Origin of the sequence: Klebsiella quasivariicola (genome assembly GCF_002269255.1) — a bacterium.
Lineage (GTDB): Bacteria > Pseudomonadota > Gammaproteobacteria > Enterobacterales > Enterobacteriaceae > Klebsiella > Klebsiella quasivariicola.
This window is the reverse complement of the sequence record NZ_CP022823.1, coordinates 1,970,128-1,994,728: the sequence shown is the minus strand read 5'-3', so window position 1 is coordinate 1,994,728 and position 24,601 is coordinate 1,970,128. Positions and strand designations below refer to the sequence as shown.

At 49.6% G+C, this 24,601-nt stretch carries 20 protein-coding genes and 2 pseudogenes; 14 read left to right on the top strand and 8 right to left on the bottom strand.

What is annotated here, in order from left to right; all coding sequences use genetic code 11:
* Window positions 1-8: 8 nt before the first annotated feature.
* The 11 genes from B8P98_RS09955 to B8P98_RS09905 all read left to right on the top strand — a co-directional run bounded on the left by B8P98_RS09955 (window position 9) and on the right by B8P98_RS09905 (window position 9,581).
* Window positions 9-284: an EexN family lipoprotein gene (locus B8P98_RS09955; protein WP_095032946.1), complete on the top strand. Its 276-nt coding sequence runs from the start codon at window positions 9-11 to the stop codon at window positions 282-284.
* 71 nt (window positions 285-355) lie between these two features.
* Window positions 356-1,387 carry a TrbL/VirB6 family protein gene (locus B8P98_RS09950; protein ID WP_095032945.1) on the top strand — a complete coding sequence of 344 codons (1,032 nt, stop codon included), beginning with the start codon at window positions 356-358 and terminating at the stop codon, window positions 1,385-1,387.
* Between the two features lie 89 nt (window positions 1,388-1,476).
* On the top strand, window positions 1,477-1,617 hold the full coding sequence (locus tag B8P98_RS30790) for a hypothetical protein (RefSeq protein ID WP_032936799.1): 141 nt from the start codon (window positions 1,477-1,479) through the stop codon (window positions 1,615-1,617).
* Window positions 1,610-2,293 carry a VirB8 family type IV secretion system protein gene (locus B8P98_RS09945; protein WP_095032944.1) on the top strand — a complete coding sequence of 228 codons (684 nt, stop codon included), beginning with the start codon at window positions 1,610-1,612 and terminating at the stop codon, window positions 2,291-2,293. Before B8P98_RS30790 ends, B8P98_RS09945 begins: the two co-directional genes overlap by 8 nt.
* A complete protein-coding gene (gene virB9, locus B8P98_RS09940) occupies window positions 2,290-3,180 on the top strand; it encodes a P-type conjugative transfer protein VirB9 (protein ID WP_174705284.1) in 891 nt (296 codons plus the stop codon). Before B8P98_RS09945 ends, virB9 begins: the two co-directional genes overlap by 4 nt.
* Window positions 3,177-4,484, top strand: a complete 1,308-nt coding sequence (gene virB10, locus B8P98_RS09935) for a VirB10/TraB/TrbI family type IV secretion system protein (RefSeq protein ID WP_095032942.1) — start codon at window positions 3,177-3,179, stop codon at window positions 4,482-4,484. The genes virB9 and virB10 overlap by 4 nt, the downstream gene beginning before the upstream one ends.
* The gene (gene virB11 / locus B8P98_RS09930) at window positions 4,474-5,493 is read left to right on the top strand and encodes a P-type DNA transfer ATPase VirB11 (RefSeq protein WP_095032941.1); all 1,020 of its coding nucleotides are present in this window, start codon (window positions 4,474-4,476) and stop codon (window positions 5,491-5,493) included. The genes virB10 and virB11 overlap by 11 nt, the downstream gene beginning before the upstream one ends.
* 60 nt (window positions 5,494-5,553) lie before the next feature.
* Window positions 5,554-5,856, top strand: a complete 303-nt coding sequence (locus tag B8P98_RS09925; RefSeq protein WP_095032940.1) for a TrbM/KikA/MpfK family conjugal transfer protein — start codon at window positions 5,554-5,556, stop codon at window positions 5,854-5,856.
* 699 nt (window positions 5,857-6,555) lie between these two features.
* Window positions 6,556-8,403, top strand: a complete 1,848-nt coding sequence (locus B8P98_RS09915) for a type IV secretory system conjugative DNA transfer family protein (protein ID WP_095032939.1) — start codon at window positions 6,556-6,558, stop codon at window positions 8,401-8,403.
* A gap of 36 nt (window positions 8,404-8,439) precedes the next feature.
* A complete protein-coding gene (gene mobC / locus B8P98_RS09910; protein ID WP_095032938.1) occupies window positions 8,440-9,186 on the top strand; it encodes a MobC family replication-relaxation protein in 747 nt (248 codons plus the stop codon).
* A 107-nt stretch (window positions 9,187-9,293) separates the two neighbouring features.
* Window positions 9,294-9,581, top strand: coding sequence for a hypothetical protein (locus B8P98_RS09905; RefSeq protein WP_085802827.1), 288 nt, complete (start codon window positions 9,294-9,296; stop codon window positions 9,579-9,581).
* Between the two features lie 162 nt (window positions 9,582-9,743).
* On the opposite strand, the gene B8P98_RS09900 is transcribed toward B8P98_RS09905, so the two are convergent.
* The 6 genes and pseudogenes from B8P98_RS09900 to B8P98_RS09875 form a co-directional block, all read right to left on the bottom strand.
* Window positions 9,744-10,688 carry an ArdC family protein gene (locus B8P98_RS09900; protein WP_095032937.1) on the bottom strand — a complete coding sequence of 315 codons (945 nt, stop codon included), beginning with the start codon at window positions 10,686-10,688 and terminating at the stop codon, window positions 9,744-9,746.
* A 453-nt stretch (window positions 10,689-11,141) separates the two neighbouring features.
* Window positions 11,142-11,591 (bottom strand): annotated as a pseudogene (locus tag B8P98_RS09895) (IS66 family transposase); the annotation flags it as partial.
* Window positions 11,592-11,950: 359 nt separating this feature from the next.
* Entirely contained in the window at window positions 11,951-13,768 is a 1,818-nt protein-coding gene (locus tag B8P98_RS09890) for a hypothetical protein (RefSeq protein WP_227676595.1), read from the bottom strand.
* Between the two features lie 532 nt (window positions 13,769-14,300).
* Window positions 14,301-16,244, bottom strand: coding sequence for a DUF3732 domain-containing protein (locus B8P98_RS09885; RefSeq protein WP_157738361.1), 1,944 nt, complete (start codon window positions 16,242-16,244; stop codon window positions 14,301-14,303).
* On the bottom strand, window positions 16,241-16,744 hold the full coding sequence (locus tag B8P98_RS09880; protein ID WP_085802825.1) for a three component ABC system middle component: 504 nt from the start codon (window positions 16,742-16,744) through the stop codon (window positions 16,241-16,243). Before B8P98_RS09880 ends, B8P98_RS09885 begins: the two co-directional genes overlap by 4 nt.
* Window positions 16,744-17,931 (bottom strand): ABC-three component system protein, encoded by a 1,188-nt coding sequence (locus tag B8P98_RS09875; protein WP_064793689.1) that lies wholly within the window; start codon window positions 17,929-17,931, stop codon window positions 16,744-16,746. The genes B8P98_RS09880 and B8P98_RS09875 overlap by 1 nt, the downstream gene beginning before the upstream one ends.
* 610 nt (window positions 17,932-18,541) lie before the next feature.
* Between B8P98_RS09875 and B8P98_RS09870 the strand changes: the two genes are divergently transcribed.
* Together B8P98_RS09870 and B8P98_RS09865 are read left to right on the top strand one after the other, a co-directional pair.
* Window positions 18,542-19,315, top strand: a complete 774-nt coding sequence (locus B8P98_RS09870) for a Hachiman antiphage defense system protein HamA (protein ID WP_085802824.1) — start codon at window positions 18,542-18,544, stop codon at window positions 19,313-19,315.
* Window positions 19,302-22,703: a DEAD/DEAH box helicase gene (locus B8P98_RS09865; protein ID WP_085802823.1), complete on the top strand. Its 3,402-nt coding sequence runs from the start codon at window positions 19,302-19,304 to the stop codon at window positions 22,701-22,703. The genes B8P98_RS09870 and B8P98_RS09865 overlap by 14 nt, the downstream gene beginning before the upstream one ends.
* On the opposite strand, the gene B8P98_RS09860 is transcribed toward B8P98_RS09865, so the two are convergent.
* Window positions 22,632-22,949, bottom strand: a complete 318-nt coding sequence (locus tag B8P98_RS09860; RefSeq protein ID WP_445238324.1) for a JAB domain-containing protein — start codon at window positions 22,947-22,949, stop codon at window positions 22,632-22,634. The two genes, B8P98_RS09865 and B8P98_RS09860, sit on opposite strands and share 72 nt — an antisense overlap.
* A gap of 436 nt (window positions 22,950-23,385) precedes the next feature.
* Here B8P98_RS09860 and B8P98_RS09855 point away from each other — a divergent pair, with 436 nt between their 5' ends.
* Window positions 23,386-24,267: a hypothetical protein gene (locus tag B8P98_RS09855; protein WP_085802821.1), complete on the top strand. Its 882-nt coding sequence runs from the start codon at window positions 23,386-23,388 to the stop codon at window positions 24,265-24,267.
* 158 nt (window positions 24,268-24,425) lie between these two features.
* Here B8P98_RS09855 and B8P98_RS09850 read toward each other — a convergent pair.
* Window positions 24,426-24,545 (bottom strand): annotated as a pseudogene (locus B8P98_RS09850) (CBASS cGAMP-activated phospholipase); the annotation flags it as partial.
* Window positions 24,546-24,601 lie beyond the last annotated feature (56 nt).

Here is a 24,601-nt window from a genome sequence, read left to right as displayed (position 1 = left end):
GGTTATCCGTGCTCAGATCATTATTCACCTTATACATACTCTCAGGTGTGATATTACTGTCCGGCTGCAAGGAAACCAAATCCGAGGTCTGGTATAAACAGCATCCTGACGAAACTTATGCAGTTTATACGCAATGCCTGAAGGATGGCGAGGCGAGCGATAACTGTGAGTTTGCCCACCGGGCAGCACTTATGTTTGCACAGGAAGGCCAGCCTGGGGTTAAAAAGAAATTCGGGGCGATATTTCAGCAGGAAGCTGAAAAACGAAATGCAGTGACACAGTAATTTCTCCTCCAGCAAAACAAGGAATTCTCCCTGTTTTTTATTTCCTTTCTTTATATATCAGGTGAGGCACCATGTCCGGTGGTATTTTTGTGGGTATGGACAAAAACATCATGGATGGACTGAATGCCGTACTGGAAGGCCAGTCTTCCACTTACGGCACGATGATCAGCGTCATCATTGTCAGCTCTTTCACCTTATTTATTCTGTATCGCGGCTATCAGACGCTGGGCGGCAAACTCCGGAGCCCGGTTGAAGATGTCGTCTGGGATGTGGGGCGAATGCTGCTTATCACCACCTTTGTGTTAAACCTTGATGGCTGGCTGGATATGGCGGTAGCGGCTATCCAGGGACTTAAAGACGGTATCAGCGGCGATGATAACGTCTGGGCGCTGCTCGATACCGTCTGGGAAAAGGCACAGGCGCTGGGGCAAAAGTTATTTAATATGGACACCTCAACTTACGTCAAACTGAATGGTGGCCTTGCCGAAGTCCTGGTATGGGGCGGCTCTATTGTCCTGCTGATGGCAGCCACCTTTGCCAACCTGCTCGCCGAAATCACCATCCTGTTAATGACGACCACCGCGCCGCTCTTTATTTTCTGCCTGTTGTACGGTTTTCTTAAACCGATGTTTGATAACTGGCTGAAAACAATTTTCGCGGCAATATTAACGATCATGTTTTCTGCCTTATCCATCCGTATCGCCATTAATTACCTGAATAAAATACTGGATGCCGCAACAAAAACATCTGCTGAAACTAATATGGTCACGCTGGCGGCGCAGTGCCTGCTGGCCGGGGTCGCGGCGGGTGTGGTGGTCTGGTTTTCCGCGAAGCTCGCCAGCGCACTCAGCGGGGCCGCCGTACAGGCGGTACTACAGGGGGCAGCCATGAGTGGCCTGAGCGGACTGGCGAACAAATCTGCAAGCCTTGCCGGCCCAGGCGCCAGGGGCGGTTCCCGCCTGGCTGCGAAAGGCGGCATGGCCGTCGCCGCGGCGACCGGCAGGCTCACTGGCGCAGGCACGGATAAAACCGTGAGCGCCTGGCAGAAACGCGCCGCCGCCATCGAAAGCATGAAACGCCTGAACCGGCAGCGTCACCGTTAATCCTCCCGACCCTTAATTTCCTTTCCCCGTCACGCCGTGGCCTGCGCCACCGGTGCGGCATTCCTGCATCCATATAATAAGGGGCTTCCATGAAATTCAGCATCTTCCTTCTGATGCTGTGCGCGCTCACGGGCTGCGCACGGCATCAGGGCGACCTTCCGCCGGTATCCGGCGAACCCGAGCCGGTGAATTCCCCCGCCATCATTCAGGAGCTGACTCACCATGTCTGATATTCAGAACATTATTAATGTTTCCCGCTCTTTTGAATCCATACTGCTGGAAAAGGAAGAACGTTCCCGAAAAACCGCCTGGCGGGTGGCCGCTGCCGGACTGATTCTGGCCGCAATGGCGATTACGGCCATTATTATTCTGCTGCCGCTGAAAACCACCGACACTGAATTATGGTCAGTGGATAAACAGACCGGTCGCTATGAATATATGACCCGCGTGAAGGAGCGGGATATTTCATCTGAAAAAGCGCTGGCACATTCACTGGCAGCACACTATGTCAGACTCCGCGAGGGATATAATTATTTCTCCCTCCAGCGTGATTATGACGACGTGCAGTTATTTAACAGCGACAGCGTGAACCGGGACTATCTGGACGGGTTTAACGGCGACCAGGCCCCGGACGTGATTTTTAACAAGGCGGAATATGTTGTTGATATCGCCATTATTTCCAATGTGCATGCGCCTGCCACCGGGCCGGATAATCTGGCAACACTGCGTATTAAGCGCACAATTCGTCGTATTGCTGATAATTCCGTGAAAACGGATGTGTGGAATATCCGCCTCACTTACCGCTACGTTCCGCACCGGCAACTGACCAACAGCCAGCGCGAAGTGAACCCGCTGGGCTTTATCGTCACCAGCTACCAGCGCGACAAAGAGCTGAGGGGGGAATGATGCTGAAACATACCCTGCTCCTCTCTGGCTTAATGATGTCATGCGTGGCATGGAGCGCAGCGACACCGCGCGGCAGCGCGTATGACAGCCGGATGCAGAACGTCACATACAACAACCAGAACGCCACGGTCGTCAGTACCCGCCCCGGCTACGTCACCATGCTGGTGTTTGACGATGATGAAACCGTTATCGATGCGCAGGCGGGTTTTCCCAAAGGCTGGACCGTGACGAAAAGCGATAACCGGGTGGGCGTCAGCCCGAACCCGATTACCCAGCCGGTCACGGATGCCAGCGGCAACAACGTCAGCCAGGTGTTTCTGCCGACGGAAAAAGACTGGAAAACCAATCTGTTCGTGGTGACCTCGAAGCGCGATTACAGCCTGGAGCTGAACGTGCTGGATAAAGACTCGCCCGCCCAGGCCTTTGTTATCCGCTACCACTATCCCGATGAGCAGAGGAAAAAGTCAGCCGCCGCCAGCGCCACCCGCCAGCAACGACAGGAGGAAACACTGGACCGGCAGCGGATAGCGGCGGCATTCGGGCAGACCACCACGCCGCGCAACTGGCGCTATACAAAACGGGTGGCCGCCTGTTCCGCCGCCATCGCCCCGGACTTTACCTGGGATGACGGTCGTTTCGCGTATATCGGTTTTTCTCCCTCGAAAACCCTGCCTTCCGTTTTCAGGGTGGTTAATGGTCAGGAGCAGGCTGTCACGCCCGGAACGGTTAAACGGGGCAGCTACACCGTGATGGTGGTTCCGGCATCGCCGCAGCTGGTACTGCGCTACGGTACCTCGGTGGTGGGGATCGAAAACGACGGGTTCGGGCGCATCCCGCTGACCAACAGTGACACTGTTTCACCCTCCGTTATGCTGGAGGCAAAATGACCGACAAATCTTTCCCGGACGAACCGGAAAAAACCACCGCAGAACGGGAAGCGGAAGCCCGTGAACGCGCCCGCGCGGCAATGACATATCAGGAGCCGGAGCAGAAAACATCGCCTGGTCAGCCGGAAGTGTCCCGTTTCCGTAAAGCTTCCGGTCGCCGCACGCTGATCGTCAGCCTGCTGAGTCTGGTCCTGGTCATCGCGCTGGCATCCGGTGGCGATCGTCTGCTCAGCGCCCTGAAAAGGGGTGATGAGAAAGAATCTCACACCGCGCCGCCGCCCTCCTCCGGGGCGGTGCAGCAGGAGCGTAAAAATCTGGGCATGGACAGTAATCCGTTTGGCCTGTTCGGGCCAGGGGGGCAGGAAAGCACGGGACCTGCCAGTCAGAGCACCCCTGCCACTCCAGCTCTGTCGCCCGGGCCGCCCGCCCTGAACAAGGCGGCAGCACTGGCCGACGGGCTGAACAGCGGCAGTACAGGGTCAGGCGACAATATACGCACGTCCCGAAGCGGATTGCGCAGCAACGCGGAAACGTCGGGCAGCCCGTCAGCCTCCACGGCGTACACATCCTGTCAGTCGGTACTGGTCAGTGACGAAGATGGACGCCTGCGCTGCCCGGATACGACAGCACCGGCAGGCAGCAGTGACAACGAGAATCCGGGCGTTGCCCGTGCCACCGGTGTCAGACGGCTGGGCCTCGATCCCGATCTCTATATCCCGGTGGACCGCTATATTCCGTGTTCGATGATGCGGCGCTTCGTATCAGATGTTGGCGGTCATATCTCCTGCCTGATCGGTGAGAATGTCTGGAGCGCCAGTAATCATGTGAAGCTGATCCCGGCAGGAACGGTCGCCCGTGGCGTCTACCGCACCGGCGCACTGCAACACGGGCGCAGCCGGATGTTTGTGCTGTGGACGGAGCTGCGCACGCCGGAGCCCGGCAGCCTGCAAATCCCGCTTACCGATACGCAGGCCACCGGCCCGCTCGGTGAGGCGGGGATCGCAGGCTGGATCGACAGCCATTTCTGGGCGCGTTTCGGCAACGCCCTGATGCTGAGTACCGTACAGGACGTGGCGGCAGCGGCATCAGATGCCGCGCCGGGTAAAGACCGCAATACTGACTATACCGAAAACACCCGCGCCGCCACGGCGGAAATGGCGAAAACGACACTGGAAAACAGCATCAATATCCCGCCCACGATGTACCTGAACCAGGGCGATGTGATCGGCATCATGACCGGCACGGATATTGATTTTTCCTCTGTTTATCAACTACGGCTGAAAAAGAAATGGTATGAGCGCTGAAAACCTGTCACTGGATTTTATGAAAAACCGGCTGTTTGGTGATTTTCTTGCTCAGGATGGCCTGACAGAAATTGCTGTTAACCGACCAGGTGAGCTGCATACAAAAATTCGGGGAAAATGGCAAAAACAGGCATCCCCCATCACGTTGCGTCAGTGTCATGCTTTTGCCAGAGCGCTGGCGTCCTGGCATGACGATAATATTGACGATACATCACCCATCCTTTCTGCAACATTAGGATCCGGCGAACGTATTCAGGCGATTATTCCCCCGGCCTGTGAACGTAATACGGTGTCCATTACGCTGCGCAAACCCTCATTTGAGCAGAAAACACATCAGTCATGGATTGATGCAGGATTTTATCAGCGCGTGGCTGGTCAGGAAAAAACGGAAAGTCAGGATAATGCACTGATCCGGTTATATCACAGCGGGGATATTCCCCGCTTTATGGAAAAGGCGGTGGAATACGGCAAAACGATTTTTATTGTGGGTGAAACCGGCTCCGGCAAAACCACCTATATGAAAACGCTGCTGCATTATATTCCGCTGCATCTCCGTCTGGTAACGATCGAAGATAATCCCGAAATCCGTTTTTATCACCATGCCAATTATGTGCATCTTTTTTACCCTGCGGATGCCGGGGATAACGCTATTATCACGCCTGGCAGGCTGATCCGTGCTAATTATCGTATGAACCCTGACCGGATATTACTGGCGGAAATTCGTGGCCGGGAAGCGTGGGACGCGCTGAAAATTATTGGTTCCGGGCATGAGGGATTAATCACCTCCCTGCATGCAGGCAGCCCGGAAGAATGTATTGAAGGGATCATTGACCGCTGCTATGAAAACCCCGACTGCCGAAATATTCCTTTTGATGTGCTGTTACGCAAGGTACTTAAAAGCATTGATGTCATCGTCAGTATTGATATACACGGCGATGTTCGCCGGATGCGTGATATTTACTTTAAGCCAGTTCATTTAAATAGCATAAAAGAGGCATTCAGAAAATAACCCCGGTAAATAACATTATCCAAAATACGTAACCTTTCATTAATCATAACGGTGACTGAAATGAAAAAAGCAATATCCTCCGTATTATTGCTCTGCGTTATGGCGTTATGTTCAACATCTGTACTGGCTGCTGATGCCTGCGAAGTGGTGTTATGTATGTACGGTAAAACAACCGGAAATGGCGGCGGCAGTGAATGTCATTCCGCTGAACGGGCATTCTTTAATATCGTAAAAAAGAACAGGCATGGTTTTCTGCCTGACCATACGGCCGATGCCAGACAATCGTTTTTACTTGAATGTGATTCGGCAGACCCGGCGGCTATCGGTCAGATCATCAGTAAATATGGCCGCGTTCGTGGTTAATACTGGCGAGACGGGCACAGAGCGTGACGGTTTTCAGGTTTTTACGGCTTCTGTTTTTCGCGGATTAAGGAGCGAAGAAACAGGGGCCGCAAAAATGAGGCCGCGGACAGAAATATTTTCGCGGGTTAAGGAGCGAAAATAATTCAGGCACCGCGCCTCACCTGCAAACAGCCGCGCCCACGCGGATTTTGCAGGCCGGGGGGAGCCGGATAAATTTCGCCGCCCCGGCGAGCGAAAAGCTGTCGCCCACGACAGCGGTTTACCCGGGGGGCACACCCCCGCACACCGTCGCGGCTAAGTCTCCGGCCAAAAGCCGGTAGCGTGGCGCGACCACCCTCTTTAAAGGTCAGCTTCCCTTTTATTCCCGCAGCGAGGAACGAGCAAAGGGAAGAAAAAGGCGAAAGCGACCGTCTTAAAGGGGGTGGTCGCGCGTAGCGGGCGACGGTGTGCCGCCGTTGACGTCGGGGGTTTTGGCGCGGCGTCCAGCCGCGACATTACCCCCATGCGACAGGTAATAAGGGCGTCCAGCCCGCATGAACTGGCGCACGCCGTGACGTGCAGGGAAGCATGCTTTCCTGCATATGGCCGCACAGCGGCCACCATCTTTACCCCATACGCTCGCCCCGCCTTTTCGCCCTACACCGTGGGGCGAACTGATAGGGTGATGTCATGGGGCGAACCGCTGATGAAGGAGGCAACGTGATTTTGAATAAGCTGGCCGTTTCACTGTCGCCGATAGTGAATGGCGCGCTTAGCTTCATTGCTTTTATGCAACAGCATCAGCTGATGCTGGCGCTGTTATCAGGGCTGACGATGCCATTTTTCGCGTCGATGAAAAGCGATGAACGGCAAAAAGCCCCGCTGTGGCAAAAGCTGATGATTGCTTTTTCCCTGCTGTGTTTTCTTTGCGGTACGATGGCCCCGGTTGTTATCTGGATTTTCCAGTGGCTTTATAAAGGCCGTGTAGTCGCCAGCATTCCCGTTCCGGCATGGCCGGTGCTGATTGCCTTTACCGTAACGGGTTTTATTTTGCATATTCTGTTGCGCAGGGTATTAACCCCTGAATTAGACAAAATAAAGAAACGCCTCGTCAGAAAAACCACGCTTGAACGGGAATTACGCACCGATGTCCGTACGGTGAAATCACTGCTGCCGGAAACACTGCATTATGACCCGCTGGATTATATCGACCTGAACAAAGGGTTATTTATCGGCATGGACCGCGATGTTCAGCCGATGTATCTGCCGTTAAAAGACTGGCAAAAACAACACGCAGATATTATCGGCACCACCGGAGCGGGCAAAGGCGTTGCCACCGGAATATTACTCTATCAAAGTATTCTGGCCGGTGAAGGCGTATTTGTGATGGACCCCAAGGATGATGAATGGGCACCCCACCTTTACCGCAAAGCCTGCGAGGATGCAGGAAAACCTTTTGCCCTGATTGACCTGCGGAAACAACAATACCAGTTAAATCTGATTGAAGGCATCACGCCAGATGAACTGGAAGAATTGTTTGTTGCCGGTTTCAGCCTGGCGGAAAAAGGGCAGGAATCTGACTTTTATCGGATTGACGACCGGAAGGCGGCGCGGATAGCCGCGCAGTTTGTCACCCGTAATACGGCCTCAACCATTCGGGATGTGTATAACGGAGACTACGTTCAGGGTACTGCAGATAAGATAAAAGCCTTTTTCGGGAAAATTGAAGAGCTGGCTTTACTCAATGCCATTAATGCCCCCACTGGATTTTCGCTTAATACGATATTTAAGGAAGGCGGTTGCTGTTATGTGATTGGTTCAATGCGCAACAGCAAAATCATTACCACTCAGCGCATGCTGTTGGTACGCCTGTACCAGCTGGCAGAGAGGCGCGAGCGGGTGAAAGACGTGCCCCGCCCCATTGCTATTTATCTTTCCGAACTGAAATACCATTTATCCAGGCCCGCGCTGGAAGGTTTAGGCGCGGCACGCGATAAAGGCGTGCATATTATTATGGACCACCAGTCGATTGCCGATTTAAAAGACTGTCCGGCAGATTTGAAGGGTGACGCCGTTGTCGGCGCGGTCGTTGAGAACGCCAAATTCAAACTGGTTTACCGTGTCATGGACCCGGACACCGCGGAATGGGTGGCCAGGATGTCAGGCACCATATTAGTGGATGACGAGGTCCGCAAAGCGAAAACCGATGCCGTGCTGACAGAGACTATCGACGACGAACGCACCATCAGGCAGGCCGAGCGTTTCTTTACCGACAGCAATATGATCCTGAACCTACCCGATTTTGTCAGCTTCATCTTCACGACAAAAACTCTCCCCTCTGCTTCTCTGATTTCGCCCATCAGGGTGAAAAAACGCGAACTGGAGATCTGTGCCGTGTCGCCCGCGATTGCCGCCACCGCCACAACGGTAAACATCACCCTGGATTTTAGCGAGGAGGAAATCGCCCCCGGACCGGCATCAACGCCGGATATCACCACAACGCGGCCCGATCTTTTTTTTGATACGGACGAAAAAGACACAACAACACCGAATGCCGATAAAGAGTAAAACCCGTCATTGCTGGATTTTTAAAAGGGGGGAATGATGCTTATCACCGCATACCGCGAACGCCAGACGCGGCACCGCGAAAAAATACAACGACTGCTGAATTTCCTGAAAGAAGAAACGTACAGTGACTTTAAAACGCTGATGCTGCTGTTCGGCTTCAGAGACCATAAATCGCTATATTCCCTTCTTTCAAAAGTCGAGGGTATGGGCTTAATACAAAAACATGTCCTGGTATCGCGCACGATGAAAATTTCATTGTGGGGCATAACCAGTGACGGACTGGCCGTAGTGTTAACCTCCGACGATACACTTTTTCCGGCACGGTTTGAGCCGTCAAAAATCACCGGCTGGACACTGGAGCACCACCTTGATAATCAAACCGCCCGTATCATCCTTGAGCAAAAAGGCGCATCCGGATGGATAAACGGCGATCGCACAACCTTCCTCAGTCGTTATCAGACCAGCCACCGCCCGGACGGACTGATTACCCTGCCCGGCGGAACCGTGATCGCCATTGAGACCGAGCGCCGTCTGAAAACCAAAGCCCGTTACCAGTCGATCATCGCCAGCCATTTGCTGGCGCGGACCCATAAAAACTGGATTTACGTTTTTTATATCGTGCCGGACCCGCAGAAAAAACGCGGTCTTGAACGGCTGTTTGACAGCATCAGGCACGTGATCGTTAACCATCAGCACATCCCGCTGGAAACCCGCCACCGGAATGTCTTCCGCATCTATACACTCGACGAGTTGCAACGGCTCGATGTAAGTCACTGCATATAGTTGTTCTTTATCACCAACTGCCCCAACCCGCCCGCCAGCAGCGCAATGACCGGAAGTAATGCCCTACCTAAATACTCCCCCACCATCAGAACTGACAGGACTCCAGTATGAACAGAGAAACTGACCGACTTTCGGACGTACTAACTGAAATGAGCGCAAAAGCGTTGGTGACGTGGATGACACATTCTGCGTTACATGGCTTTCCGCGTGAAGCATTACTGGAACGCGGCAACGATTTTGTATATGCCTTACAAGCAAATTTTGTGCTGCTGCGTGATGTACTGTCAGAAACGCTGGAAGATATTGAGCAGCAGAGCCATGACCTCGAAGAAAGACTGAATAACCTGGAACAGCGGCTACTTGCGCTTCAGGTAGTTGCTGATAACCGGGAATAGCTGCCCATTCAGCCCTGTCCGCGTGATTTGCGTTATTCCACTGTAGAGACATGACTGTTCGGTGCTCGCCTGGCTGCGCTCCGCCTCACTCGTGTCTCTACAGCGTTACTGTTTTAAGCGGCCCTACACGCAAAGCCGCATTCCGTTGCGACTCCTTCCTGCTCAGATTTTATCCATCAAATAACGATGCGCTTTGGATGCCGCGCTGGCGGCCTTGAAAATATAGCGTTTGTCGTTCCTCAGTGCTTTCAGCCAGGAAGCAATATAACTTTCATGCTGAACCTCTCCGACAATCCCTAGGTCCGCCATTAGGAACGCGCTTCCAAGCTCGGCGATCAACTCCTCAAAAGCATAATCCTCACTGCCAAACTTCCCTTTCATTTCACGATTCAGCCGACTTTTGGCTCCACTCCAGTGAACCAGCTCATGCATACCCGTAGCGTAGAAATTGGCAGCATCGCTAAAAAGACGACGTTCCGGTAAATGGATTTCGTCGGTTGATGGTGCGAAAAAGGCGTTCTGCCCCTTCGCAATGATGGTTGCACCACTGTTACGGAAAAGCGCTTCCGCCTGCGGTAACGGCTCAAAGGTCTCTGCCGGGAAAACGGCTTCATCACTCAGAGTCAAACCGTCAATTTGCTCAACATTAAACACGGTGAAAGTCTTAAGCATCGGAATATATTCAGTTTCTCCTTCGTTATTTTCCCTTTCCAACATGGTATAGAAAATAGCTGTTGTGCCGTGTTCTCCCTTACGTACCTGCCCGCCTTCCGCTTTTGCCTGTTTGTAGGTCATCCAACGCGAATCATTGAATCCCTGTTCTGACGCACTGCACCACAACAACATGATATTCATTCCACTGTAACCCATACCAGTTGCGTAATTGGACGGTAAACCCGACATACCAGGGGTACGCTGCCACGGACACGCCCAGGGTTTAACACCAGTTTCCAGTGCCGCAATGATGCTGTCAGTGACGGTCTGATAAATATCAGTTTTGGTTCTGGTAAATTTCGTTTTTGAGGAGCCTGACAGGTCCAGCGGGGATACGCTGGTCGCCGCTGCGGTGTTAGGGGCGCTAGCCTGGGTATGCAGGGAAATAGTCATGATTTTTTCTCCGTCAGTGGTGTGATTTTCGTCTTCGTATCGCCTGACGGTTCGCTTTCCCGACATCGTTCCGGCCCGCAAGGGCGCAGAATGCGTGCTATTTACCCTTGCGGGACGGGTTGTGTTGGGAAACGATTAGCCGGAAGCTGATACGGGAACGAAAAGCACACGGAAGGAAAAGATATGATCTACATAGCCGGGCGTAGCGCCCCTTGGTTCGCAGCGGTGAAATGGGTTGAAGGTTGTGATTTAGAAATTGAATTTCACTGTATAACTTCAGACCTGATGTAGCAGTGTTCTGAGGTAGAACACACTCAAGTCTGACACTCATCTTTAACGAAAGCGGACATTAGAGAGTACACACTAGGCATAAAGCTACGCCAAAAGGGTATATCTCTTGAAGAAAATGGAATGACTATATCGATAAGCGTTAAGTGAACGCCGTATTGACGGTTATTTATCGGTGAGAACCACGTTCCATGGCAGCAATTCGGCCACTTTATTTGTAGACGCCTTCGGCAGTACGCCAGGATATGGTGCAGATAAGCCTCAGGGTCAATACATTGAGTTTGCATGTGCCTATCAGCCCATAAAGCAGTGCGCCGCGCTTACCGCCATTGTCACTACCGAAGAATATATAATTCTTTTCCCCAGACAGACCTCTCTCAGCGCCCGCTCCGCATCATCATTATCAGGTTCCACCGGCCCGTCATCGCAGTAATAACACAGAGCACCCCACTGATTGAGCGCATAAGCGAACGCCACCCCCAACCGGGATTTCTACGACAGTGTCGCGCTTTTCTCTATCAACCACTTATGCAGCGAAGCCAATTGCGGTTTGCTCGGGGATTGCCTAGAAGCTAGGCGCTCTGATGCCGGGAGCCCGCGTATTTCTGGCCTCAGCCTTATTTGAGGTCATGATAAAATCCCACATATTCAAGTGCTGACTTTTCAAGGGATTATCTTATAGGATCAGTTGCCTTCCTGTTGGCGCGTAACTTAAAGCTCATCAATTCAGCTTATGAGTTTTTTATTATTTATTCTTATAGCTCTGCGATTGATACCTGATCAAAAGAGTAGTATCAATTGTCTCCTTCTAAATAAAGCATGCTATATAGAGTTTGAACTTTAATCTATTGAGATTGGATACATAGAGTTTGATGCACCTTTCAAATAAACTCCAAACTTCCAATCGATAGTATAAATTAGGAATATTCATCGGTATTGTTTTGAGAGGTTTATTACCCCTCTCAAAATGTTTTCTAGTTATCGCAATAAATAATTGGAACAGCATTAGCCTCTTTTACAGCATGAGAAAAAGAAGACAAGATCCATAGCAGTTGAATCACATGAGGCTTAACCGGTTTTTTTCTTCGCAAATTAATGAACTCGCGCTCTATCTCTTTTTTGGATAAAAATGAACAGCTAAGAATGCATTTTCTATGCAATTTAACATCCTTAAAAAGGTCGTCAAGGTATTTTTTAATGTTTTTAGTGTCACCTTTTCTTACCTTTTTTATCTTGGTTGATACTGACTTTTTATTGTAAACTCCAGTATAATTTTTATTAAATTTTGTTTTTAATTTAACAGTAAAATCAGCAGTATTAAAATACATATATCCAAGATTTTTTATACCCTGACCAACAACGTCATGAAGTTTACTTGCTGATGTGCTTTTGTCACCATGCTTTGAATGAATGAAACAAATGCATGAATCCGCTTTATTAAATGTGATATGGTCTGCCCACTCATTCCCTAAGTCATCGCAAAAGATGTAATCATCCCCACTATGAATGTTTTCCACCACATCAAACATGGAATCATTAGAGAACTTATCCATTCCTTTTAAAAGCAAACCTTTCTCACTTAAGACGTTTTTTATATTAGCTTTAGGGACAAGCATTTCTAATATGTTATTGATTTCCGATATGCCTGAAGAGTCTTCGAAACAATTACCCATAAAATACATATAGCATGGGTCAGTAAACGTAATGCTGTAGAAACCATTTTTAAAGATAAAACTTTGCAAAGTTATATCTTTAGAGTTGTACGAAACTTTTATTTTTTTTAGAACAGTAGAGTCAATCGTTAGTGTTTTGTTGTTTTTTCGTATCTTAGCCTTACCAAGCGGCACTTGAATAGTCAAGTCGGATTTTATTTCATAAACTTTTTCAAGTTTACGAAGCAACCGATTTACTTGTATTTCATTTAGAATGCAATCGGATCCATCAGGCAATTTGTATTTCAGTATGGCGCCTTCCGATTGTAACTTTTCATATAATGAAGTACTTTCTATTAATAAGGCACTTGGCACAGTAGATCTTAAAACCTCACTTAAATCTTTTTGTTTTGCAAAAGAATTGAGGAAGTCCTTAACCCCTCCACCTTGCCTTATCAGACAAAGTTGATTATAAGACCATGTCGCAATTTCATCGAAATTAACTCTCTGTGATGCCTCTACCAATCGTCCTGAACCAGAGATTGTCTTAATTATTGCACCTTGCCTAAGTTTTAAGTAGTAAGGTATTGACCTACCAGCAGCATGAGTAGAGTAAGAACCTTTAAGATCTGCTGATTCTGCAGATCTATTTCTGATTGCCTTATCTGAATTAGTTATTGTTCTTGTGGATATTTTTTGGAATAAAACATCAGAATCATTAAAGGTGCTAGCCAATAAATTACTCGATACTAAATTAAAACTTCTTTCAATATCATCTGAAATATTTGCACAGCTTTTCTTTATTATTGCCACACTATTATCAAACTCAAGAATTAATATAAAAGCATAAATTTTATCTTGGTAGTTCTCTCCGCCCTCGATCTCCCCAATAAAATACACTGGCTTGAGTGTTGGGAAGATTCGCAATGAATATTTATAAGGGATATCATTTTCAATTAATCTTTTGTCAATTCTAAACTCCTCTAATAGGTAATCACTACCAGGTTCAATATTGTCATCTGCAGCATCCAAAATATTAGTTATTTCAACGTCTGTTATTGTTCTGTTTCGATTGTCTTCTGGTATTATTAAGTTATAGAATTGAATGTTTTTTGTAAGCTCTAATCTATCAATCATCATAAAACTCCTGTTAGTATTTGGCACATTTTTATGATTGTACATTCCCTTATAAATCACACCATTAATATCTATCTATCATAAGGTTGAACAGGCGAATCGCTAATGGAAGATTGCTCTTACCGACGAGGTTCTCGCCCAACAAGACTATGTTGCCCGTCAGAGGGATATTAACTGTCTCAAAATCACGAAAGTTGAGTATCTTTAAATTTGCAAAACACATAACAACCCCTATAAATCAACCTATCAAATCTAGCCATCATATTTTTACTAAATTTATTGCATTGGCACAGCACTGCAGCAAGTTATAGTTAATGCCTCAATTGGATTTATGTTCCAGCGTTCACATTCTCATGCAGAGCCAAACCTTATCTTCTCCAGACCTACTTACAAATCTTTCGCCTGCCTAGACGTCGTTGTTCCAGTTAAACCTTCATTACTTCAGTCACCGGATAGTAGCTATCCCCGCCAACATAGCACAGTATTCTTACGCTCAGAAATAAGTGCGCTGTAGGCTCAAATTTGCGTCTTGCCATTATTTCTGGGGTGTTATCCAGCTTGTTGGAATAAGTTTTACGCCATTACGCCAGCGATCAGAGACTGCAGCCTGAAACCAGTCATCTTTAAGGTCTGCATGGTCCATAACTATTATCTGTAAATCAGGGGCGAGCGTTTTAGCAGCGTGGTTGATTAGGCTGAACAGCCGATTTACAGCGTTCTGATCTTCATTCTTCAGAGCGTCAATAGACCCATCATTATCTTTTTCAGGTGGATAATGCGCCTGCGATGGCTGGTCGAGAATTAGAAATCCTGGCACGGGGCGTTTTTTTTGACGGAACCAGCGATGAAGGGCCAGATGAGCCAAAATATGGTAGCCGACCCAATTTTCCCCGCTGCCCATACGGAAAAGTGGTACCGGTCCGTCCAAGGTATCTGCCACAACGGTGAGTTTGCGGATATCTAGACGCAGGTTGCTTCCCTGATGTTCTAGATCGAGAAGTTCCGAATATTCAGTCATATAACGGCCGATTATATTGAGGAAGGCCGCAAGTTTCTCTCGTACAGCAGTCGGATCCAATTTTTTTTCAAGGAAACTTACAGTTAATTGCTGATTTTCTAACCGGGTGCGAAGACCCGAATACTGCTCTGCATCGCTGACAGTTTCAAGATACTGTGCGATTTTCCCCAGAGTCCGCGCCTGCAGCATAAAGTTTTCCTGCTGTACTCGCAGATATTCAGCTTGTTGGATGCAATCACTGATTTTTTTCTGATTCTCTCGAAGATTATTGAGGAGAGTATTTTCCTGTATTTGGAGGGCTGCTAAGCGCTTCTGGAGCCTTGGATTTTCTGCTTCTACCGCCTCAAGTTGTCGGCTCAATTCATTGAGTGAATGGTTGAGTTGAGCAACAGAAGGAGGAATGTTTTCGAGGTGACTTTCGCAAAGAGGACAAAGCTGCGATACCTCTGAGGACTTTATCAAATTCACTACGCTGAGTCTTGCACGCTGCTCCCGCGCCTCTCGCTCATAGCCGGTTGATTCTGAGGTAAACGCCCGCGTTTCACGAATCTCGCTATTCAGTCTCTCAAGCTCAGTACGCATCCCTTGACGTTCTGAGCGCAGTCGCATCAATATGTCATCATGATCACTTACTACAACTGCATCTGAAAATACTCCTCGCTCGCTCAAGCTTTGGAGCAGAGTCATGCAGGCCTCATAGTTTACAACTACGGTTCGATCGTCGGTAAGCCCTGCCATTTTAGCTTCTTCAAGAAGAGCTTTTGCACGCGGAAATGTGGCGTCATCCAGCGATTCAGCTTCCCGTACCAACCTTTCAAGCTGACGCAGTAGTTTTCGCGCATCGTCCAATTGGGCTTGCTGTAAGAGCCGCTCTTCATCCATTGCGCCAAGAAAATAAGGAAAGGTGTCCCGGATAGCCTGCGCTATAAAACCATCATCTTGGCGATGAAACAGACGCTGTTTGTTATCAATGTCGTTCTGATCCTGGAAACAAAAAAGAAGCGAGTGGCGGAAATTTGCCTCCAGAGAGGGTCGCGTAGGACTCGGGGGACGGTGTTCGTTTTCATTAATGCCGATTGCCGTTCCCAGAAATTTCTCCACAGCGTTGACTGTAGTGTTTTTGTGGAGAGTTGCGCCATCGGGAATCGACAGGGAGCTCCCTCGGGCAATATAGATGTCGCCGTGAGACTGTGTACCGGCATCTGGATTGCGTCGCGCGATAAAGATTTGGCTATCATTCAGTTGAAAAAGGATCCCATACCATTGCGTACATTTGCGGATAACGCCATCGGCTACGTAACATTCGCTTCGCCCGGTAACGTAATCAATAATATCAATTATTGCTGATTTACCCGTTTTGGATGCGCCGGTCAAGATGTTCAGTTGACCGGGATGAAGGGTGATTTCACGACGTTCTCCCCCGTGGTTGTAAATCACAAGGCTGGCTATCTGAAGACTCATGGCGCTATCCCCCATGCAGCATAAATAGTCGCTGTTGTACCAGCTGCTGCGAGCCAACGCCCCAGAAATGCCGCACGCTCAATGCATTCTCCGGCTTCCTGAGTAAGCAGCGGCGTTCGTTTTTCTGTAGGTGGGAGCAGTTTAGCTCCTTTCTTTAAGTCACCATTTTCATCCAAGCAAAGAGCGCTTTGCCTTGTGCCAAATAATATGCTCTCACGGGTAATACCGTTTAGCCGCCTGACTCTGTCGGGGAAATTAATCATCGTATCTCGGTTGTCCTGGCACCATGCCATTAGTGACGTTACGGTTGTAGCAGGCAGAGCCTTGCGTGTTTTCTGATGAAGAATTATCGGAAGGATTATAAAGGCTAGTGCAAAGGGTAAAGAGCAACCGGTCTTTTTATTGAATTCTGACGATGTATTGGCTATAAGCAATACGCAGAAAGCTGGGTTGAAGAGGTAGCTCTCCTCTATGGGACGGGAAGACCAAGGCTCCATCATCAATCCTCTCCTTTCTGTTCATCACTATTATTCTGCATGAAGTCAGGGTGCCACCCCACTGCGTATCGGTTAGCCAAAATATGGTAGCTTCCGTGGGTAAGAAACCGCTCTCGTAGGCTGCGGAGAGGAAAACATGCCTGCTGTTCTGCCCATGTGAACAGGTCCTTTCCAGAACGTATACGATCGGACTCATCACTATCAGGTAATAAATCGTCTTTCTGTGCGGCGAATCGTGGTTGCCAAGCCTCTATCAGGTCTTGCTCGAACGTTTTAAGCTCATCATTAAGCAATAATTCTTCTCTTACCCATTTTGAGCGTTGCTCTGAAGCTCGGTAATAATCACGGATGGCATACTCAATACGGGCCGAACCGAGATTTATCTTTCGCAATTGATTGACAAAGGGTCGACTATCTAGCTGAGCGATCACTTCTTGAGGAGGAGAAAATGACCGAAAATCTACAGGTAATGAGGAACGTCGAAACTCCTCTCGCAGTTCATCAATGCGGGATTCAATAGCCAGCACTGGGATGCTGCCCACCTCATTGCCGCTGAGCATACGTATCACTTGGTCGAACCACCAGCCTTCTAAACGCTCGGTGAAAATTTCGATATGCTGTCTTCCTACAGCACGGTGCAACTGCCGGTAAATATCTTCTTTAACATCAGTAATCGAAGGAGATCTATCAAGTACATATATTGATCTTAACAGAGCAAATCGAGCCTCCTCCGGTAAGAGCTTATAGGCGTTGAAAGCTTCTTGTAGCGCGCGGTTATTTGAACTGTTTGCAGTCGTGAGTAACAAAAAATCGGCTTGAGCCTCGTTACGACTTTCTGTTCGTAATAGAAAAGACGCCGAATTCGAAGGTGCCAAACCAGTTGTTATTAGGAAGTGACGAGTTCTTGAGAAACCGCCACTATCGGTGGCTACACTTTTTATCCAGATGAGTAGCGTTTTCCAAAGGTCAGCGCTGCTGTCAGTCAGCTTTCCAGTTTTGGCTTTATGATGTTTGGTCTGGATAAGATGAATCGGTAAGCCGTTTGCCTCAAAAGCTATATCATCAAACTTTTCAATTGAAATCCTGAACTCTGGTGAATCCAGAGTAGCTTCCAGTCCTTTTAGCAATGCGTAGCGACACTGATACAGATAGCCAGTGGCCGACGCGCTGGCCTCATGCGCGTTACTCATCCCGTCACTCCGTTAATTTATCGATAATATTTTCTAACTGAAATCCAATCAATTTACTACTGTCAACACCCAGGATTCTGAAAAATATTTTATGAGGGGAACCCTAGATAGCCTAATCAGTCCAAGTACAACATCCGCCCCTTATGTAAGCAACTTCCACTCTTAGTATGTGCAGACTGTTAGACCTCTTTGCTCTCTTAGGATAGATTCCTCGATGCTCTCGTTAGTTATGCTAACGTTTAGGGTTAAACCATAGTAACGATCACCACATTCCGAGGATTGCTCAACCTGATTTATTCAATCCGCAACTATTGGTGGTCATTTTGGTGGTCTTGACAGGATGAATGACCTGCTCCCCGTTGATTAGTACACCCGATGTTAGTAATGTCTTCATAAGCCACATGAGGACATCCCCATGAAGAAGCGTTTTTCCAACCAACAGATCATTAGTATTCTCCGCGAGGCTGAAGCCGGAGTAACGTCGAAGAACTTAAAGTGATGACGTGAGGCAACTTTTGGGTTGGAAGAAAATTGCAGCTTGCGGCCGTCGCACAGAGGGTTTAATCCACCTCTCTCAGAAAGACCTGGCATAAGAATACGGAGCTTTTGAATGCTATATCCACGTTGGTGCGACATAACTATCCAAGAGCAAGACAACAAGCAGCTATGGCGCTTGTCCGAACGCGATGGAGGAAGGGCTGCTATCGAAGCTACCCTAACTACTCGGATCCGAGCTCACTACGACAATTTGGACGAAATAGCTGAAGACGTCCGTGAGTTGGGATACCCAGGCGCGGCTGCAATTTTGGCTGAGCGCATGCCGCGCTCCACCCGAGCACGTTCGGGAGAGCTTGGCGAGATCCTCGCGACCGAGTTGGTCGAAGAACATCTTGAATTCGAGGTTCCGATCCGTCGCCTGCGATACAAAGATGGTCGAGAGATGGCGCTGCGCGGCGACGATTTCGTCGGTCTAAAGCTCGATGACCAACAAAAATTGCACTACTTAAAAGGCGAGTCTAAGAGTCGTGTAAACCTTGCCAACGCCACCATCTCTGAGGCACGAAAAGCACTGTCCAGAGACGATGGCAGACCTACGGCAACGTCCCTTCTCTTCGTCGCGGATCGACTCATGGAGGGTGAAGGCGAACGACGGCAGATGGGTAGACGGATTCGTAATGAAGTCGCCAGTCGATCTGCGCCCCAAGGGCGAACCAGTCACATGCTGTTCACCTTGTCGGGCAACGCCACGCCTCAGGCACTGTACGACGATCTCGCAGCGGCGGATCTGGTTCGTCCCCATCTTTCTGCAAATTTGCGCATAGAAGACCATCAGGCCTTCATTCTGGCCTGCTACGAGAGGGCTCTGGCACTTGGAAACGACTGAAGAACTGACTGCATTCCTGCTCGACATCACACAAGACGGATATCGAGGTCGCTTGCAGGCCCGGGGTCAAGCAAGGGCTCTTATTCGCCATGAAGGAAACTTGCCACCAGACGCTCCAGCCTTCAGCGAAGGGATCGACTCCGATCTTGCGGACTATGGCTTCTCAGTACTACGTGCTTCCTTGGCGCTACGCGAGCTTGAAGGTGATGCAGTGACTTGGCGAAAAGGCTTCGTACAGGCAGGTGGGGCCTTTGAGGCATTGGTTCAGAACGGGTCACAGGCCGACGCATCTCGAGGGTTCTATCGAACAGTGGGGGCTGCTTCCTATCACTTGGCCAACTACTCTGCGCTGGCATTTTCGCTTCTGTCGCAATTACAGGCCGATCAGAATCGTTCGCCTGCCGAGGATGCTCTCGCGCTCCTAATCGTGCGTGATCTTCAAGGCTTGGTTCAACGTGCGAGGGAGTGGCTTAGCAGCCCAGCGAACCGAGATGAGGGAATCGCCAGAGCTGCGGCCGAGGGAGCGCTTGACCCCGACGATATCGTTTCGCGTGTAGCGACGTCGACAATGTTCAGAGCATTGGTGTTCTTTGAGTTTGCCCTGCAAACCGGCCAAGAGTCCCTCGTTGTAGAAGCTCGCAACCTGCTGAAACGGGCGATTTCGTTGACCAAAGCGGCCAGCGCGGTGTCACTCTGGTGGATTCTTCGAATCACCGTGAACCTGATAGATGATCTTTGGGCAAGCAGTCTGCACAAGGTTCTGCCCTCCGAAGGGCCACTAGGCTCGCAAGACTACGCACAACTTCGGAAGCTTTTTGTCTCTGAGTTGTACTGCAGGAGGTCATCTGAGGTCGAATTGTGGCCTTCTCAACTTCTGGCGGCACAGCGAGCCGTCGATGTCTCCGACGACCTAGTGGTCGCGCTCCCCACGAGCGCGGGCAAGACGCGGATTGCAGAGATCGCTGCGTTGATGGCTCTGGCGTGTGGTAAACGCGTTTTGATAGTCACGCCACTCAGGGCTCTGTCCGCTCAGACCGAGCGCTCCTTCCGCAAGACATTCACACCTCTTGGATTTTCCGTCTCGTCGCTGTATGGAAGCAGCGGTGTAGCAGGAAATGACGAGGATGCGCTCCGGGAACAGAACATCGTCATAGCCACCCCAGAAAAGTTGGATTTTGCTTTGCGGAACGACCCCGACATCATCAATGATGTCGGCTTGATCGTCCTAGACGAAGGACATCTGATTGGTCCAAGTGAACGCGAGATCCGCTATGAGAATCTGGTGCAACGGTTGCTGCGGCGCACTGACCATGGCGACCGGCGGATCGTTTGTCTTTCGGCAATTCTGCCGGCAGGCGATCAGCTCAACGATCTGACTGCATGGATTCGCAGTGATGCGCCTGGCGATCCGATCCAGTCCAGTTGGCGCCCTACGCGTCAGCGCTTTGGCACTCTGTCTTGGCTCGGAAATTCTGCGCGGCTGAGCTTCGACCTTGAGCCAAATGGCCCTTTCATTCGACACTTTGTGCCAGAGGTCCCACCCATTCGCCCTCGTCGTACGGCATTTCCAAAGGACAACAAGGAGCTAACTCTCGCAGCGGCATGGAAGTTCTCTGAGCAAGGAAAGAGAGCTCTCGTATTTTGCACCCAACGAGATCATGTTGAAGGATTTGCCGAGACGGCCCTGGACCTGCAGCGACGAGGCTTTCTGCCATCTCTGCTTGCCAACGCCCAAGAGGTTGAACGTGCCATGGCCGTAGGTAGGGAGTGGCTAGGCGCGGAACATCCTGCAGTACGCTGTCTGGCCATCGGCGTTGCGATTCATCATGGTCGTCTTCCCGGCCCCTTCCTGCGGGAAGTGGAGACACTACTTGCCGCAGGCGTTCTACGCGTTACCGTGGCGTCACCCACCTTGGCGCAGGGACTGAACCTCAATGCAGCGGTACTCCTGATCCCAAATCTGTACAGGGCGGGCACTCTGATCACGGGTGAGGAGTTTGCCAACGTTGCTGGCCGCGCCGGGCGCGCATTCGTGGATCTCGAAGGACTCGTGATCCACGTAATGCATCAGCCAGAAAATTGGCGCCACCAGCGATGGAGAGAGTTGGTCACGTCGGCCAAGGCTCGGTCACTCTCAAGCGGCATCATTGTCGTGGTCAACGAGGTCATACGGCGCCTCGCGACGTCGGGTGTTTTTGCGCGTGGGGATGCCATGGATTACCTGTCTAGCACGCAAGATGCTTGGTTCCCGGATGCTGTAGATGGTGAGATGGAGTCAGACTCAATGGAGAGCCTCATCGAGCGGTTGGATACAACCGTCCTTGGGCTCGTCGAAGCGCTTGACGCGCAAAGTGCGGATCTACCAAGGCTGCTCGATGAAGCCCTTGCGGGTTCACTTTGGGCAAGGCAAATCGCTCACCTTGACGGCGCCGAAAAGCAGAAGCAAGTGTGGATTCTCCTCAGTAGAGCACAGCTCATTTGGAACAAAACAACGGTCGAGCAACGCAAAGGTCAGTTCGCGATGGGAGTGGGCCTAGAATCGGGCCTTGCCATCGACGCGTTGGCTGTCGTGCTGACTGAGCTTCTTGACCGTGCCGATGCAGCCGCCCTCGCCAGTGACGCAGATGCCCTGATCGCTGCTCTCATTGGAATGGGAGAGCGGCTTCTTGCGATCCGTCCCTTCGTTCCAGATGACCCACTGCCGGCGAACTGGAGAGACTTGCTGGGAGCTTGGGTGCGAGGGCAAGACGTAGCAGCCATCGGCCAAGAGGGAATGCGCTTCGTGGACGACGCATTTGTCTATCGCCTGGTGTGGGCGATTGAAGCCATCCGGATGAATCGGCGCATCAATGGAGGCGAATCAGAACTACCCGTCGAAGGAGCTGCTGCCGCCTGCCTGGAAGCTGGACTACCGTCCAACGCCATGGCCATGCTTGTTCGGGCCGGACTGCCCTCGCGGGTGGCCGCCAAGATAGCCGTGGAGCAACTCGCGCCCGCCTTCACGAATCGCGCGGAAATGAAAACCTGGTTACGATCGGAAGAAGTAGCAGGCTTCGACCATGTTCCTGGATGGCCCACGCTTGAGACTCATGCAATCTGGCAGCAGTTTCGGCACGACGTTGTGTCAAGCGTAGATGGCAGGTGGGCGTCGCAGGAGTGGACGATGCAATGGGCAACAGACTCAACAGTGCCTCTGCGTATTGAAGTTGATCCGCAAGATGGACAAGTGTCGATAGCGACGCCAGATTTTTCACAGCTCACAACAATCAGACAGAGGCTTCAGGCGGAACTACCGAGCCTGCTTGAAGTTGAATCTCTACAGAGCGGAACGAGTGTCACCATCCGCCGTATTGGAAAAGGCGAGGCGCGTTGGGTGGATAAGGACTGATAGCTTTTTTGTGTAGATGGTACGTAAAATCAGCCACTGCTCCGAAAACGACACGGAGCCTGCTCCGGCCACAATGACCTGATCCAGCATACGCACCTCAACTAGCCCCAGGGCTTCCTTGACCACTTCACGCGGATACACCGATGCACTGTCGATGGTGCCGTGGAACATCTCCCGGTGCTCGATCAGCCGGTGGCGCGTATCCAGAAACAGCACCGCAAAGACTTCATGCTCAAAGCCTGCCAACTTGCTGCGCAGGTATTCCTTGACCAGCGCCGTGGAACTAAAACGGGTGCACTTAAACTCTGACTAACAAAAGATTTGTATGCTCAAGATAGATTGCATGTACAGCATAAGTGGTCAGTTTGGGGGGGCTTGACAGAAAGGGATTTGCGATTTAGCTTAATTATCAGCCAATTAATGGCAAAGGCGATCCCAGTCAAAGGAGCCGTATTTAAGAAGAGTCCGCTTAAGGATACTTAAGCAGGATTTTTTGCTGTTCTGCGTTCTGTATACCCGTTAACAAGACGATACCCCTATCACACTCTTAGTAAAATGGCGGCCATCAGTGACCAATCATTGCTTTTGTCTCAACACCACAATGTTAGGATCATTGGCGCAAATTTAAGTATTCCCCTCTTATCTAAGGTTTTATTATGTTTTACAGACATGGAGTCACAGTATGATGCAAAAACATTTTGACATTGTTCAGGCTATTATCGGTAACTGCTTTATGAACAATATGGCAAACAATAGATTTTTATACAGCAAGACGAATGGTAGCTCAACTACAAAATACCCATTAAACTGCATAGGTTTTTTCTCATGGAATAGCAGCTTGCAAAATAATTACACAAAATTTGTCCTATTTCCTATTTTCTTTGATTATCTGGATAGCTATGTTGATCTTCGTTTTGACTGTGTCAACGAAAGCTTCAACAAAAAAATCCTCATTCTCGAATCCAATATTGATAAAGATTCAATTGATGATTTGTTCCTTCATACGCTGTACAAAATGTGTTCTCAGATTAGAAATAAAATGCTTCACCATCGGCTCAACTATAACGGTGCCGAAGTGACAGCCAGCGAGACCACTGTCACCATTCCGCAGTTCAGAGTTATCAATGAACTGATTTACCAATATGTAAAATTCTCAAAGACCGGTAATTCACTCTTTGAAAAAAACGCTCTCTATTCCGGGTTAGTTGATATTCTTAAAAAAAATAACGATAGTGAACATGAGTTTGTTCAACGAGTAGAGTTGATGTCCGACTACTTGTTCATAACCCCCTATGAAGCTCGCGATTTGCACACTATCAACGCCCCCATGACTTCCACTGACCTCATTATCGATCGAGTCTCTTATCCTGCAAAATGTTTCTACGATGACAATGAAATATTTAAGGAAAAATATCCAGATCCTGAAGAAAAAATCATCATTGGAAATCGTTATTATTTTTTCCAAATGGAAGACAAATTATACTTAGTACCTTCGGAAGCGGTAAACCATCGCAAAAAGATCACTTTCGGTGAGATTGATGCCTGGGAGTTTCAAACACAGTAACCTTTCTACAGGTCCGATGCACGTGTGTATCGGGTACTTCAGCGTGAGCCAGTGCATCCGGGTTATGCTCGCAGGAAGAGATACAAAGAGTGCAGTCGGTGAAAATGTGGAAACAAAGCATCACCTATTACGATACATACACTGACTTTATGAGTAACATCAGGAAAATCAAACTTCATGTCCCTGAAAACTTCCAGCAGACCGATATAGCTGGGGTTGTTAGCGACCAAACCACCATCCGCAAAATAAGTGCGGAGATCTTCACAATAGGTTGGTGATTTGTTTTGATTTGGTGATTGATCTGATCGCACAATCCGGGCTGGGTTCCCTCAAA

Bases quoted from the DNA above. Each gene is read 5' to 3' on its own strand.
- B8P98_RS09950 (WP_095032945.1), top strand. From the start codon at position 356: ATGTCCGGTGGTATTTTTGTGGGTATGGACAAAAACATCATGGATGGA.
- B8P98_RS30790 (WP_032936799.1), top strand. From the start codon at position 1,477: ATGAAATTCAGCATCTTCCTTCTGATGCTGTGCGCGCTCACGGGCTGC.
- B8P98_RS09945 (WP_095032944.1), top strand. From the start codon at position 1,610: ATGTCTGATATTCAGAACATTATTAATGTTTCCCGCTCTTTTGAATCC.
- virB9 (WP_174705284.1), top strand. From the start codon at position 2,290: ATGATGCTGAAACATACCCTGCTCCTCTCTGGCTTAATGATGTCATGC.
- virB10 (WP_095032942.1), top strand. From the start codon at position 3,177: ATGACCGACAAATCTTTCCCGGACGAACCGGAAAAAACCACCGCAGAA.
- virB11 (WP_095032941.1), top strand. From the start codon at position 4,474: ATGAGCGCTGAAAACCTGTCACTGGATTTTATGAAAAACCGGCTGTTT.
- B8P98_RS09925 (WP_095032940.1), top strand. From the start codon at position 5,554: ATGAAAAAAGCAATATCCTCCGTATTATTGCTCTGCGTTATGGCGTTA.
- mobC (WP_095032938.1), top strand. From the start codon at position 8,440: ATGCTTATCACCGCATACCGCGAACGCCAGACGCGGCACCGCGAAAAA.
- B8P98_RS09905 (WP_085802827.1), top strand. From the start codon at position 9,294: ATGAACAGAGAAACTGACCGACTTTCGGACGTACTAACTGAAATGAGC.
- B8P98_RS09900 (WP_095032937.1), bottom strand. From the start codon at position 10,688: ATGACTATTTCCCTGCATACCCAGGCTAGCGCCCCTAACACCGCAGCG.
- B8P98_RS09890 (WP_227676595.1), bottom strand. From the start codon at position 13,768: ATGATGATTGATAGATTAGAGCTTACAAAAAACATTCAATTCTATAAC.
- B8P98_RS09885 (WP_157738361.1), bottom strand. From the start codon at position 16,244: ATGAGTCTTCAGATAGCCAGCCTTGTGATTTACAACCACGGGGGAGAA.
- B8P98_RS09880 (WP_085802825.1), bottom strand. From the start codon at position 16,744: ATGATGGAGCCTTGGTCTTCCCGTCCCATAGAGGAGAGCTACCTCTTC.
- B8P98_RS09875 (WP_064793689.1), bottom strand. From the start codon at position 17,931: ATGAGTAACGCGCATGAGGCCAGCGCGTCGGCCACTGGCTATCTGTAT.
- B8P98_RS09870 (WP_085802824.1), top strand. From the start codon at position 18,542: ATGCTATATCCACGTTGGTGCGACATAACTATCCAAGAGCAAGACAAC.
- B8P98_RS09855 (WP_085802821.1), top strand. From the start codon at position 23,386: ATGATGCAAAAACATTTTGACATTGTTCAGGCTATTATCGGTAACTGC.